Annotated in this window: 16 protein-coding genes and 1 tRNA gene; 12 read left to right on the forward strand and 5 right to left on the reverse strand. The window is 66.9% G+C overall.

The annotated features are described in order from the left end of the window. Positions 1–7: 7 nt before the first annotated feature. From ACFXJL_RS32625 to ACFXJL_RS32660, 8 genes are all read left to right on the forward strand, one after another. Positions 8–781: a glucose 1-dehydrogenase gene (locus tag ACFXJL_RS32625; RefSeq protein WP_384698590.1), complete on the forward strand. Its 774-nt coding sequence runs from the start codon at positions 8–10 to the stop codon at positions 779–781. Positions 782–785: 4 nt separating this feature from the next. Beyond that, positions 786–1,007 carry a hypothetical protein gene (locus ACFXJL_RS32630; RefSeq protein WP_384698593.1) on the forward strand — a complete coding sequence of 74 codons (222 nt, stop codon included), beginning with the start codon at positions 786–788 and terminating at the stop codon, positions 1,005–1,007. 364 nt (positions 1,008–1,371) lie between these two features. Then, positions 1,372–1,824, forward strand: a complete 453-nt coding sequence (locus tag ACFXJL_RS32635; RefSeq protein WP_384642679.1) for a VOC family protein — start codon at positions 1,372–1,374, stop codon at positions 1,822–1,824. A 155-nt stretch (positions 1,825–1,979) separates the two neighbouring features. Next, a tRNA-OTHER gene (locus ACFXJL_RS32640) sits at positions 1,980–2,095 on the forward strand. Between the two features lie 228 nt (positions 2,096–2,323). Then, positions 2,324–2,698 carry a PadR family transcriptional regulator gene (locus ACFXJL_RS32645; RefSeq protein WP_358878044.1) on the forward strand — a complete coding sequence of 125 codons (375 nt, stop codon included), beginning with the start codon at positions 2,324–2,326 and terminating at the stop codon, positions 2,696–2,698. Further along, entirely contained in the window at positions 2,695–3,291 is a 597-nt protein-coding gene (locus ACFXJL_RS32650; protein WP_384698596.1) for an HAAS signaling domain-containing protein, read from the forward strand. The genes ACFXJL_RS32645 and ACFXJL_RS32650 overlap by 4 nt, the downstream gene beginning before the upstream one ends. A gap of 338 nt (positions 3,292–3,629) precedes the next feature. Further along, a complete protein-coding gene (locus ACFXJL_RS32655) occupies positions 3,630–4,214 on the forward strand; it encodes a dihydrofolate reductase family protein (protein WP_384698599.1) in 585 nt (194 codons plus the stop codon). Between the two features lie 308 nt (positions 4,215–4,522). Then, the gene (locus tag ACFXJL_RS32660) at positions 4,523–5,086 is read left to right on the forward strand and encodes a uracil-DNA glycosylase (protein ID WP_384698602.1); all 564 of its coding nucleotides are present in this window, start codon (positions 4,523–4,525) and stop codon (positions 5,084–5,086) included. Between the two features lie 166 nt (positions 5,087–5,252). Here the strand turns inward: ACFXJL_RS32660 and ACFXJL_RS32665 are convergent, their stop codons facing one another. Next, entirely contained in the window at positions 5,253–5,594 is a 342-nt protein-coding gene (locus tag ACFXJL_RS32665) for a YciI family protein (protein WP_384698605.1), read from the reverse strand. A gap of 349 nt (positions 5,595–5,943) precedes the next feature. Between ACFXJL_RS32665 and ACFXJL_RS32670 the strand changes: the two genes are divergently transcribed. From ACFXJL_RS32670 to ACFXJL_RS32685, 4 genes are all read left to right on the forward strand, one after another. Beyond that, positions 5,944–6,363 carry a hypothetical protein gene (locus ACFXJL_RS32670; protein WP_384698608.1) on the forward strand — a complete coding sequence of 140 codons (420 nt, stop codon included), beginning with the start codon at positions 5,944–5,946 and terminating at the stop codon, positions 6,361–6,363. Between the two features lie 248 nt (positions 6,364–6,611). Beyond that, positions 6,612–7,865: an FAD-dependent monooxygenase gene (locus tag ACFXJL_RS32675; RefSeq protein ID WP_384698611.1), complete on the forward strand. Its 1,254-nt coding sequence runs from the start codon at positions 6,612–6,614 to the stop codon at positions 7,863–7,865. A 23-nt stretch (positions 7,866–7,888) separates the two neighbouring features. Beyond that, positions 7,889–8,713, forward strand: a complete 825-nt coding sequence (locus tag ACFXJL_RS32680; RefSeq protein WP_384698614.1) for a class I SAM-dependent methyltransferase — start codon at positions 7,889–7,891, stop codon at positions 8,711–8,713. Beyond that, entirely contained in the window at positions 8,710–9,639 is a 930-nt protein-coding gene (locus tag ACFXJL_RS32685) for a malate dehydrogenase (RefSeq protein WP_384698617.1), read from the forward strand. The genes ACFXJL_RS32680 and ACFXJL_RS32685 overlap by 4 nt, the downstream gene beginning before the upstream one ends. Positions 9,640–9,789: 150 nt before the next feature. Here the strand turns inward: ACFXJL_RS32685 and ACFXJL_RS32690 are convergent, their stop codons facing one another. From ACFXJL_RS32690 to ACFXJL_RS32705, 4 genes are all read right to left on the reverse strand, one after another. Then, complete coding sequence (locus tag ACFXJL_RS32690; RefSeq protein WP_358878054.1) at positions 9,790–10,221, reverse strand: PPOX class F420-dependent oxidoreductase; 432 nt, start codon at positions 10,219–10,221, stop codon at positions 9,790–9,792. 301 nt (positions 10,222–10,522) lie between these two features. Then, entirely contained in the window at positions 10,523–11,386 is an 864-nt protein-coding gene (locus ACFXJL_RS32695; protein ID WP_384698621.1) for an SDR family NAD(P)-dependent oxidoreductase, read from the reverse strand. Further along, entirely contained in the window at positions 11,386–11,979 is a 594-nt protein-coding gene (locus tag ACFXJL_RS32700; RefSeq protein WP_384698623.1) for a TetR/AcrR family transcriptional regulator, read from the reverse strand. Before ACFXJL_RS32700 ends, ACFXJL_RS32695 begins: the two co-directional genes overlap by 1 nt. A 52-nt stretch (positions 11,980–12,031) precedes the next feature. Next, on the reverse strand, positions 12,032–12,229 hold a 198-nt coding region (locus ACFXJL_RS32705), incomplete at its 5' end, for a hypothetical protein (protein WP_384698626.1).

Genomic DNA, 12,229 nt, shown 5'->3' on the forward strand with positions numbered 1-12,229 from the left:
CAATCGAGTGGGGGACGAGGAGTTGACATCTTTGCGAGGCACAGGCGGGATCGACCTCGGCGGAAGGGTTTCGCTCGTCACGGGCGGAGCGCGCGGCATCGGTGCGGCTGCCGTGCGAGCACTCCACGAGGCGGGGGCGCGCGTGGTGGTTGCGGACGTCGCTGACAAGCAGGGGCTCGAACTGGCCGCCGCGCTCGGTGAAGGTGCTCTTTTCGTGCATCTGGACGTGACTGACGAGAAGGGTTGGGCGGACACGCTCCGGCAGACGGTGGAAGCGTTCGGGGCCCTGGACGTACTGGTGAACAATGCGGGCATTGCGAACGCGGCCCCCATCGAGAAGTTCACCACCGCGAGGTGGAACGCGGTGATCGCTGTGAATCTCACAGGTGTGTTCTTCGGGTGCAGGGCAGTCGTTCCACAAATGAAGGCGCAAGGCGGAGGGTCGATCATCAACATCTCGTCGGTCGACGGCCTTCGGGGCAGCCCAGCATTACACGCGTACACGGCGGCCAAGTTCGGTGTTCGAGGTCTGTCGCAGTCGCTGGCGGTCGAACTCGGCTCGTCCGGGATTCGCGTCAACTCTGTGCACCCGGGCTATGTGCGTACTCGGATGACCGCGCGGATCGACCCCGACAGCCTTGACATCCCACTGGGACGGGCCGGTAAGGCATCGGAAATCGCGGACACGATCGTGTTCCTGGCGAGTGACGCCTCTTCGTTCACGACCGGTGCCGAGTTCGTGGTCGACGGCGGGATGATTGCCGGTATTCCGCGCCGGTGATGTGGTGCGGGAATCCCTGCTGTCGGACGGCCCGCCCGGGGCTCGGGCCTCGGTCGCCCTGGCTGGAGCCCACCGCCTCGACACCGACAACGCAGTCTTCTTCGACCGGAAGGGGAATCCGACCCGCACCGCTCCTGTCTCCTACGACACAACGCCCGCGGGTCTCCTGTGGGGTATCGGCGCGCAGCTGACCCCGCACACACCCTGGCTCCCCGACCCGGTCTGACACCGCGCACAACGTCGGCTGCCCGGCAGGCATCCGAGCATCGGTTGACGCGGTCGCGGGCCCCAAGCCGGGCTGACTTGTTCAAAGCGCCGGGTTCGGTTGCGGGGCGTGTGCGGGGACGGCCCGTTCGTCGGGGCTCCAGTCATCGCGTGGCTGGAGGACGTCGTCGTAGTGCGGGCTCAACCGATGAGGTGGGAGATCGGGGCCGGCCTTGGTGCTGCGTGGGCCCGCCCGGTTCATCCGGAGGGCGGTACGCCTTCCGTGGGCGCGCGCCGATGATGACGAAAGGGATGAAGAAGGGGCCATCACCGTACCGGGGCTGCCGCGCACGGGCCTGGTACGGAACAGCAGAGGAGCCACCGTCATGCACAGCGAAGACCTCCCGGCCCCGGCCTCCGGGTTGCTGCTCACCCACTTCCTCACCGTGGGCGATGTGGGCCGGTCCCGAGCGTTCTACACCGAGGTCCTCGGCGGTGAGGTCGTCCTCGCCGAGAACCCATGCATCGTCAAGCTCGCCAACAGCTGGATCATCATGAACCCGGGAGGCGGCCCCACCCCCGACAAACCCGACGTCACCCTCCGACCGCCCGATGACCCCGGTACGGCGTCCAGCTTCCTCAACATCCGTGTGGCGGACATCGACGCCTGCTACCGACTCTGGGGCGCGAAGGGCGCGCGGTTCCTTACCCCGCCGATCGATCGAAAGGCCGAGCTGCGCTGCTATCTGCGCGATCCTGACGGGTACCTCATCGAGGTCGGCCAAGCGACCGGTCTCCTCCAGGGCATCCTCGCCGACCCGCCCCCCGACGACCGCTAGCACAGCCGATGTGCGACACGGTCTATCACCGAGTGGGTGCTCCAACTCGGTTTCTGGACCGTGGCACTGGTGTTCCCGCTACAGGTAAGGGTTCGCCAGCCGAGGGCGATGTCTCTACTCAGAGCTGAGCGGGTACGCGCGTTCCCGCAGGTTGCGGTGGTGTGGCAGAGCGGCCCATTGCGATCGGCGTCGGGAGGTTCCCCTACGTCGACTGACGGAGACGGGCGGGCCTGCTCCCATCTGTCCGCGGGTTCGAATCCCGTCGCCATCGCAGCCGAACGGGGCTTGGGCTGGCGCCCGGAAGCTCTCGTCAGACGTCCACGGATGTTGAGCCACCACGGTCACCCGCCCTATCGCAGCTGGCGACCCGCTCACTCCCCCACCTCCAGCATCCCTGTTCGCCATTTTCGTACAGATAAATACGGAAATACTTCGCTGGCGATTCCTGAAGAAGGACCCCCTTTCTCTCCTGCTTGCCCGACCAGGTATCTTGCAACGCATGCAACCAGGTGATGCGACTAAGCAGGCTCGGGCAGCCGCCCAGCTGCGCAAAGGGGTCCTGGAGTACTGCGTACTCGCCCTCATGCGAGACCGCCCCCGGTACGGCGTGGAACTCCTCCACGCCCTGGAGGACTCCGGCGCACTGGCTACGGGCCGGGGCACGGTCTACCCGCTGCTCTCCCGGCTCCGGCGCGACGACCTGGTCACCACCACCTGGCAGGAGTCCGCCTCCGGCCCACCTCGCCGCTACTACGCGCTCACCGACAGCGGCCGGGCCGCGCTCGACGAGTTCGCCCGCGTCTGGCCTGGCTTCCGCAACGCCGTCGACACCTTCCTGACCACCCCGCAACCCCCCACCGGAGACCCCGCATGAAGACCTCTGCCGAACCCGTACGTGACTATCTCTCCGCGGTCGAGCGCGAGTCCTCCGCCCTTCCCGCCGACCGTCGCCAGGAACTCATCGCCGACCTCGCGGAGCACATCGAGGTGACGCGCGCCGAGCGCCCCGACGCCACGATCGGCGAGATCCTGGCGGAGTTGGGGGACCCCCGCACGATCGCGGCGACAGCGCTGGTCGAGGCAGGGAACGGAACGGCCGGGGCCCCGACCCTGAGCGATGTCAACGCACCTGCCAGGCGCGGCAAGGTACACCCCCTGGTCCCGCTGCTGATGCTCACCATCGCACCGCCCGCCACCATGCTGCTCTCCAACACCCCCGGCTCGGTGGTCGCCGCCCTGTGCCGCCTCATCGGCGCGGTACTTCTGTGCACCTCGGTGCACTGGACCGCAGTCCAGAAGACCATCGGCGTGCTGCTCACCCTCATCCTGCCGGTCACCGTCTTCACCACCTGGAACCTAATCTCGGGCCACGCGGCGCCAGAAATCCCGGCTCTCCTGGCCAACATGGGGTCACTTGCCCTGATAGCGGGCACGGCCCTATGGCTCTGGCGCGTCCGCCGCGTCTGACAGGCGACCGCGGCGCCGCGCTGAACCTGCCACCGCTGGCTGAACCTGCCACCGCTGCCGGAAGTCGGTCAGCAGCTGTGGGGCACGGTCTCGCGGAGCCAGTACTCCAGGAACGCAACGGCCTCTGCGGGCTCAACGGATTCCACCAGCACACGCCTGTCTTCCGGGGGCCCAACAACCCCAACACACGGAGTACGACCCGGGGCCCGGCACCGATCCCGGCGAAACCCTTCGTACCCCCGTCGCGGAAGTCCGTCGTCGTGTGTGGCGATGAATTCTGCCGCGCTTTCGGGTCTACATTCTGTGAACCCGATCGAACAGCGCTCAGGGAGGGCACGATGCCCGCTACCTACACCTTCGACGTCTTCTCCAGCCTGGACGGCTACGGCTCCTACAGTGATGGGGACTGGGGCGGCTACTGGGGCAAGCAGGGTCCCGAGCTTCTCGACCACCGCCTCGCCCAATACGGCGCGGAGCAGCGGATGGTCTTGGGGGCTGGCACCTACCGGGAGTTCGTGCAGCTGTTGGGCCCGGGGGCCGAGGCCCCCGACGTGAGTGACCCGTGGGTAGCACGGATGACGAGTCTGCCGACGACGGTGGTCTCGACGACACTGCAAGAGCCCCTCGACTGGCCGGGAGACGCGAGGGTTGCGCGCGGTGACGCCGTCGATGTTGTCGCCCGGCTCAAGGAGGAGTCCGAGGTGCCACTGCGGTCGCACGGCAGCCTGTCGATGAACCGCGCGCTGATGGCCGCTGGCCTGGTCGACCGCGTCCAGGTGACGATCTTTCCGGTCATCACTGGTCAGACAGGCTCCGCACCGATCTTCCGGGGTGCGGCCGACTTCGACCTTGAGCTGATCGATCACCAGACACTCGACGGCCGCACCCAAGAGCTCGTTTACCGACCCACCCCGCGCGTCTGAGACCTTCCCCATGAAGAGGACGGGGTCATCCGCAGGAACCTGCGCGAGCTCACGACCTTGGGTCGAGTCAGTCTCCAACGTCAAAATCTGTTGGGACAGGGAGAGCCGGCCGATGCGATACCTGGACCGCGCACCGGCAGCCGCACTCGCTCTTTGCACCTTGCTCCGCAGAGCCTGTCGAACCAGGTGGAACACTACGGCGCATGACACACGTTGCGTTTCCTACGACAGGGCCTCGGGCGCTCGCGGAGCCCGAAGCGCTGCGTACTCGGTTGGCAGCAATACGGACTGCGCCTTCGGTACGCCCCTTGAACGATTGGGTAGAGAAGCTGCGCACCCGGTTGGGTGACGGCGAATCAGTGCCCTGGTTCGACCCCGCCTCAGGAGGCGTGGCGGCCCGAAGCCTCTTCCTGCTGGAAGCACCGGGCCAGAAGGCGATGGGCGCAGAGGCCGAGCTACGTCGCACCGGCAGCGGAATCATCTCGATCGACAACGACGACCCCACCGCGCGGAACTGCTGGATGCTGCGTGACGAGGCGGGCCTTTCGTATGGGAAGTCCGTGCACTGGAACATTGTGCCGTGGTACCTCGGCACAACCACCCGTATCGCGGCCCCGGGCACATCCGAGATCCGGCGCGCCACACCCTTCCTCCACGAGGTGATGACGCTGCTTCCCTCAGTGGAGGTGGTCGTTCCCATGGGCCGCAAGGCGCAGGTGGGTTGGGCCCTCTACCAGGAGCGCTACGCCGCGAAAGTACACACTCTCCCGACCTGGCACCCGAGCCCGCGTGTGTTCGCCTCCCGTCCTGCCGCCCGTCAAGAGATCTTGGAGGTCATACAGAAGGCCGTGCGGCTGTTGGAGACCACTTGAGTTGAACGGCCGATCTCTGGGCGTTGTGATGTCTTCCCATGAGGCAGGTCGCGGGACAACCCTAGACAGGCGGGATATGGAGAGTGGGCAATCTCGGAGGGCGTCGGCGATATCAAGGGGTCGTCCGACTCCGGCTCCAGCCTGGCGGAGGCTGAGGTCGCCCTCGTCAGCTGGCCGGGTCGTACTGGAACTGCCGGACCTCTTGTGCGCAGCGACAGGCGGCGGCGATCTTCGCGGCCCACTCAAGTGCCGCCTCCCGCGAAGGCAACTCAAGGACGGTGTAGCCGCCGTTGGGCACCTTGTGGCCGGGGTAGGTGCCCTCGGTGACTGTGCCGTCATCGGCCACGAGCACCGGGGCCACGTCCTCGTCGATCCCGCCGCCAAAGACATACACACCCGCCTCCTTGGCCTCCTCGATGACGGCATGCGAGGCTTCGACCACCGCTTGGAGGTCTTCCTCGGGGAACACCATGGCCTCACCGGGGAACGAGATCAGGTACTTCGTCATGCAAGGTCTCCTCTGCTCGGGCGGGGGCATCCGTCGACCTCTGCGCTGCGACCCCGCGCTGGTGCACAGACCTCCTATTGTGGCTCCGACGCCGAACACGTGCATCCAGTCCGGTACGCAGCCTCTTGGGGGGGGCGAGCAGCAGCCGGACCGTATCGATTCCGTAGTCCGTTGCACAGGTGTTGGGTTTGGGGTTGCGGGCGAAGCCGAACGGGGCGCGGCTTGTTGTTGATGGGGGTCAAGGGTGAAACGGGTGTACCCGATGAGCCGTTGGTCGTGGTGCTTGGTTACGGCAAGTCCATACTCGGTGTGCGGTTCGTCGGTGGCTGAGGCGATGGAACGGTCCACGATGGCGATAACCTGTTCCCTCGTTCGCGGTGTGAACGACAGGTGTTCGGTCGCCGGTGGGGTTCCGCTGATCGCCTCCGGCGCGTTCGTCTGGCTCGGCTTCTTCGGCTTCGGTTGGTACGGCCCATGGGTCGCCTACGTCACCGAAGCGGCCCCACCCGGCAAGACCGGCTTCGCCCTGGGTCTGGCCATGTCCGTCAACCAGATCGCCATCGTCACCATGCCACCCGCGCTCGGTCTCCTGGCTGATCTCACCGGCAGCTTCACTCCAGTCTGGGCACTGCTGGGCCTTTTGATCGTCGTCGCTCTCACGGTCACAGCCGCCGCGGAACACCGCACCCGACGCCCGCCACGAACGGGTGACATCGCACGGCGGCCCCACCCCCGCACCTGCCCATGGTCTAGGTGCCATCACAAATGATGACGGTTGCCATCACCCCTGTGTATTGGACGGCACCGACCACCGACCGGACGCTGATGCCGGGCCGTTGGTCCGTGGCCGGACCCATGGGCACCTCCGTTGGAGGACGGTCGTCATGGGTGCTGCCACGTCGAGCGGATTGCGCCCCGCGCGCCACTGCGGACCAGTTCCCCACAGCAGAACCGCCTCCATCGCGGCAGGCGGGATCCGCGAACGCCCCCGTTCCCGGCGAAAGGCAGAGAAGGCCGATGAAAGTGACCGTCGTGGGCGGCGGGATCGCCGGGTTGACCTGCGCCCTGAGCCTGCACGCAGCGGGCCTTGAGCCTCGGGTGTGCGAAGCGGCGCGCAGTGTCGAGGCGGTCGGCGTGGGGATCAATCTGCTACCGCACGCCGTCCGGGAACTCGCCGAACTCGGTCTGGCCGGGCAACTGGCCTCCATAGCGCTTCCTCCGCACCGGCTGAGCTACCGCAACCGTAGAGGTGAGCCGGTGTGGGAGGAGAGGTTGGGACTCACGGCCGGCTACCACTGGCCGCAGTACTCCGTACACCGGGGGCGCCTCCAGATGCTGCTGTTGGCTGCGGTGCGCGAGCGCCTGGGGCCGGGTTCGGTTCGAACCGGTATGTCGTTCTGGCACTTCGAGCACATTGCGGGCGGTGTCCGGGCCCACTTCCTGGACCGGACGAGCGGCCTTCCCACCGTCGAGGACGCCGATGTGCTCGTCGGCTGCGACGGCATCGACTCCGTGGTCCGCGCCCAGTTGTACCCGGATGAGCGACCCTCGAACGGAAACGGCGTCCATATGTGGCGCGCGGTGTCCCACCATCCTCACATCTTCGACGGCCGTTCCATCGTGGTGGCCGGTGGGACCCCCGGCGCAAAGTTCATCGCCTATCCGATCGAGGATCCCGCGGCCGAGGGCGGCGATGCCCTGCTGAACTGGGTGCTGGAAGTACGGCACGGACCGTCCGCGCCAGCTGAGGACGGCCACGTCCGCCGCATCACACCCCTGGAGGCACACACCGGCCTGGCCTCCTGGAACCTTCCCTGGATCGACCTCGCAACGCTGGTCGACCGGTCCACGGCGATCTTCGAGTACCCGATGCTCGACCGCGATCCACTGCCGCGCTGGAGCTTCGGTCGGGTCACCCTGCTCGGCGATGCCGCCCACCCGATGTTCCCCATGGGTATGAACGGCGGATCGCAGTCCGTCGTCGACACCCGGGTACTGAGCTGGTGCCTGACTCGGGAGAGCGACCCCGTGGCCGCGCTCCGCCGCTACGACCGGATGCGCCGGCCGGCCGTCAACGCGATCGTCCGGGCCAACCGCAACCTCGGCCCGGAAGAGATCATCACCCGGGCAGCGGCCCATGGCGGGCCGCTGCCGACCGGCGAGGCCGAGAAGATCGCGGCCCACTACCGAGAGCTCTCCCAGGCCACCGTCACCCAGGTCAATGACCACCCGTCATGGACCGTTGCCCATCACACTCCCGGGACTGAGTAGGCAGCACGGAAGGAAGATCCCTCATGGCGAGCGCATTCCCTCCGGAGGACACTGTGGCCCCTCCCTCCTATGTCTTCGCCGGCTCAGGGGCGGGCGAGCGTGATCGTCTTCGGTTGCTGGCGCGGTTGCTGGACCCCCTGCACCAGCGGGCGCTGCAAGCTGCCGGGATGCGCTCGGGCCTGCGCTGTCTGGAACTCGGTTCGGGAACGGGCACGATCTCCGCTTGGATGGCCGATCAAGTGGGGGCCGATGGGCAGGTGACGGCCACGGACATCAACCTCTCGTTCCTGGAGGATCTGCCGCGGTCAAACCTGACCGTGCGTGAACTGGATGTGCTCTCGGGCGAGATGCCCGAGGGGACGTTTGATGTGATCACCTGCCGTGCACTCCTGCATCACCTGCCGCAGTGGGAATCCGTGGTGCGGCGTCTCGCAGGAGCACTGGCTCCGAACGGAGTACTGGTCCTGATCGAACCCGACGCCGGTGCCGCCCTGTTCGGTGAGGCAATGGACCAGCGCTTCTGGTCTGCCTGGTGTCGCTGGGGACGGTCCGAGGGAATCGACTTCCGCCTCGGCCACAAGCTGCCCCGAGCTGTTCGACTTGCAGGACTCGACCTCCGTGATGTGTCGATCGAGGTGCCCTTCTACCGCGAAGGCTCCCCCTGGAGCGATCTCTACCGCTCCACTGTCGAAGCTGCCCTGCCACGGCTGGCCCCCTGGCTTGCCCCCGACCCGATCGCCGAGTTCAAGGACTTCAGCACCCAGGGCGACGATCCGATGTGCTCGTTCGGCTGGGTGACCGTTTGCGGCCAGGTCACCGCCCATGCGAAGACGGTGCAACCGCGATGAAGACCCCCAAGGTGACGATCGTCGGTGCAGCAGGCGGAGTGGGGGCATGCCTTGCACATCTACTCGTCAATGCCCGCATCCCGTACGAGATGGCGCTCATCGGCAGAAGAGCACAGTCCATCACCTGTCTACTGATGGACTCGGAATCCCTTGCGCTGTTGGGCCGGGCACCAATCGTCAGACGTGGAGGGATCGATGACTTCCACGACTCGGACATCGTTGTGATCACCGCCTCGGTCCCGCTCACCGCCTGGGCACCACGAGCGGAGTCCATGGCGGGCAACGCGGAGATCCTCCGGCCCTACTTCCGCGAGATCGCCAAGTTGTCCGCAGACTGGCCCGGGCACGTCATCGTTGTGACCAACCCGATCGATGTGTTCAGCGGTTGGTTGCAGCGACACGCACAGATCGCCCCCTCAAGAATCCTCGGCTACTCATGGAACGACAGTCTGCGTCTACGAGTGGCCGCCGCCCAGGTCTTGGGAGCAGACGCCGCGGACACCTCCGCCTGGGTTATCGGCGAACACGGAGATGCATTCATTCCGCTCTTCCATCGAATTCTGGTGGCCGGCAGGCATGTACGGATGTCCGCCCATCAGCGCGACATCGTCCTTACTGACCTGCGCAGTTTCTACGACCGATGGAGTCGACTCGGCATCCCGCGCACAACGGCGTGGACCACGGCAGGAGGAGTCGCCCGGATGATTCTCGACATCACCCAACGGCGGCAGTCGGACTGGACGGCCTCCACGGCATTGAACGGGGAGTACGGCCTGACCGATGTCAGTGTGGGGATTCCCGTCGCCATCGATGCACAAGGAGTCCTGAGCGTCGTCGAGTGGGCCTTGGAGGAACCGGAGCAGGCCGCACTGCAACGGGCGGCCTGCCTCATCCGGGAACGCACGGACAGTCTGAACGGGCTCTGAGGGGATCCAGAGCAGTCCCCTTCCTCGACAGGAGCAGAGCGACGCCTCGCCCTTCTCCCGGAGGTGTCCGGTCAGATGGGCGCCGGAGGATCGACCTCCCCGCCGACGGTCGGCAGCACGCCGACCGCGGCGGGGCAACGGCCGAGCACATCAGTGCAGGTCTGCGCCGTACACCTTCTCGACGGTCAGTGTCACCAGCACGCGCCGTTCGGAGACCATGACGGACCGGTACTCGTCCCAGTCCGGGTGCTCGCCGGCCGCGGCCCGGTAGTAGTCCACCAGCGCCTGAACCTCAGGGCCGCCCGGATCGGTACCCGGGCCGACCAACTCGACCGTGCCCTCCGCCGTGGCCCAGGACCTGCCGTCCGGGCTGGTCACCTCCACGGCGGCACGTGGATCCCGGCGCAGGTTCGCGGCCTTGGCCGTTCCTGCGGTCGTCGAGATCCGAATCACCCCGGCGGCGTGGTCGTAGGCGGGCATGACCGGCGAGAGCTGCGGCCGGCCGTCGGACTTGATCGTCGCGAGCACACCGAGTCGGCTGTCCGCAAGTAGGGCATGCGGATCGAAGAGAGTATCTGCCATACCGGGCCCAACCCACGGGCCGCCGCTGAGTATTCCGACTCGGTACGGCTGAACGGGTGGTCTTGTTCTGAGGTGACGCCTTCGCCCGTACTGTGCTGTCCCATCGAAGATGACGCACCCGGCGGTCCTCAAGGGTCGACATGACCGCCTGCCTCGCCCGGCAGAGGTCCAGGGGCGGGCCGGCGGCCCGCAGCCTGTCCCCCCCTCAAGCTCCCTATCCGGAATGCAGACCGACACTAAGGAGCCCGACCGGCTCCCCCACAAGACGCGACGAGACCGACGAAGGCACAGGCCGCTCTGCTCAGACCGTCCTCGGCAGGGGGAAGTTGCGTCGCATGACCGCGTCGAACGCCGCATCCGGCAGCAGCCGTTTGGCGAGCATCGTCGCGCGGGCCATGGTCCCGATCGCATAGCGGGCGCGAGGTCTGGCGACGGTCGCGGCGCGAACGACCACCCGGGCTGCCGTCTCGGCCGATACGGCACCCCTGCTTCGGGTGAAGGTGCGGTCCGCGTACATGGCGGCCAGCTCACGGCGGAAGTCTGCGTACGGATCGTACGGATCCGCCGACTCGGAAGCCGGGTCGCCATGCATGGTTCCGACGGCGGTCGCGCCGAACTCGGTTATGGTCGGGCCGGGTTGCACGACCACCACCCGGACACCGAGCCCGGACACCTCAAGGCGAAGCGAGTCGCTGATGGCCTCCACCGCGTGCTTGCTGGCGTGGTAGAAGGCTCCTCCGGGCGGGGAGAAGCGACCGCCCATGGAGGAGATGTTGACGATCCTGCCGCGCCCGGCGCGGCGCATGCCGGGCAGGACCAGTTGCGCCATGCGCACCAGGCCGAAGACGTTGGTGTCGAACTGGGCGCGGACCTCTTCGGGGGAGGCCGTCTCGACCGGCATGTGCAGCCCGTAGGCGGCGTTGTTGATCAGGATGTCGATCTGGCCGTGCTCTGCCTCGATCGCTGCCACCACTGCGGTCATGCTCGGCTCGTCGGTGACGTCCAGCGGGTGGGTGTAGATGCCCTGGGCCGCCAGATCGGCGAGGGATTCGGGACGGCGGGCGGTGGCGTGGACCCGGTGGCCGAGCTGGTGCAGCGCGAGGGCGGTCTCACGCCCCATGCCGGAGGAGCAGCCGGTGATCAGTACGGTTTGTGGTGTGGTCATCACATGTCCTTTGGATGCAGAAGGTCCCAGACGGCGTCTTCCGCCTGGTCGAGGGCATCTTGATCGAGGGCTTTGAGTCCATCGGGGCGTTGGAATCGGACCAGACCGGCAAAGGCACCCAGCGCCAGGGCCACCAGTCGGCCGGCATCGCCGTCGCGGATCTCACCGGCCTGCTGTCCTCGGGCGATGAAGTCGGCGGCGATGCGGTCGATCTCAGCGGCGAGTTCGGTGCTCTCCCGGTTGAGGTAGGTGTCGTGCTGCTGGTGTTCCAGGAAGACGAAGGCGTCCGGTCGGTCCGTGGCGTACTGGGCGAAGCCGCGCCAGAACCGGCCGAACTCCACACGGATCGAGGTGGTGGGGCCATCTCGATCGGCCGCCTCGGCCAACCGGTGAAGTAGATCGCGTTTGGCGTGCTGGAACGCGGCGTTCCCCAACGCCTCCTTGCTCGGGAAGTATCGGTAGATGCTGCCGACGCCGACCCCCGCACGCTGGGCCACGGCGGGCATCTGTGTTCCCTCGTAGGTGCGTTCGGCGAACAGGGCGATGGCGGCGTCGATGAGGGACTGGGCCAGGTCTGGCTTCCGGGGAGTCACGGAATGAATATTCATTCCGCTCGCCGATACTGTCAAGCCCGATCCCTGGTTCTCACGCGGGTCGCTCGCCACCCGAGAGCACCGCACCGGCCTCGCCGACACGACTTTCAGCACCTGCCGGCAGTGGGGCGATGACCTCCTCCACCCAAGCCAGGGCTAAAGGGTGTTGCAGAAGGCTCTGTTCTGGGCATTTTGCCTGTATGGGTGGGGTGTTGCGGGCTGAGCCGGTGTGGGTGGAGACGTTCACGGG

Origin of the sequence: Streptomyces sp. NPDC059256 (assembly GCF_042753785.1) — a bacterium.
Taxonomy (GTDB): domain Bacteria; phylum Actinomycetota; class Actinomycetes; order Streptomycetales; family Streptomycetaceae; genus Streptomyces.

Excerpts from the sequence above, each read along its gene's own strand:
- ACFXJL_RS32690 (WP_358878054.1), bottom strand. The coding sequence starts at position 10,221 with ATGGCAGATACTCTCTTCGATCCGCATGCCCTACTTGCGGACAGCCGA.
- ACFXJL_RS32670 (WP_384698608.1), top strand. The coding sequence starts at position 5,944 with ATGGCGATAACCTGTTCCCTCGTTCGCGGTGTGAACGACAGGTGTTCG.
- ACFXJL_RS32655 (WP_384698599.1), top strand. The coding sequence starts at position 3,630 with ATGCCCGCTACCTACACCTTCGACGTCTTCTCCAGCCTGGACGGCTAC.
- ACFXJL_RS32650 (WP_384698596.1), top strand. The coding sequence starts at position 2,695 with ATGAAGACCTCTGCCGAACCCGTACGTGACTATCTCTCCGCGGTCGAG.
- ACFXJL_RS32685 (WP_384698617.1), top strand. The coding sequence starts at position 8,710 with ATGAAGACCCCCAAGGTGACGATCGTCGGTGCAGCAGGCGGAGTGGGG.
- ACFXJL_RS32680 (WP_384698614.1), top strand. The coding sequence starts at position 7,889 with ATGGCGAGCGCATTCCCTCCGGAGGACACTGTGGCCCCTCCCTCCTAT.
- ACFXJL_RS32675 (WP_384698611.1), top strand. The coding sequence starts at position 6,612 with ATGAAAGTGACCGTCGTGGGCGGCGGGATCGCCGGGTTGACCTGCGCC.
- ACFXJL_RS32695 (WP_384698621.1), bottom strand. The coding sequence starts at position 11,386 with ATGACCACACCACAAACCGTACTGATCACCGGCTGCTCCTCCGGCATG.
- ACFXJL_RS32645 (WP_358878044.1), top strand. The coding sequence starts at position 2,324 with ATGCAACCAGGTGATGCGACTAAGCAGGCTCGGGCAGCCGCCCAGCTG.
- ACFXJL_RS32665 (WP_384698605.1), bottom strand. The coding sequence starts at position 5,594 with ATGACGAAGTACCTGATCTCGTTCCCCGGTGAGGCCATGGTGTTCCCC.
- ACFXJL_RS32635 (WP_384642679.1), top strand. The coding sequence starts at position 1,372 with ATGCACAGCGAAGACCTCCCGGCCCCGGCCTCCGGGTTGCTGCTCACC.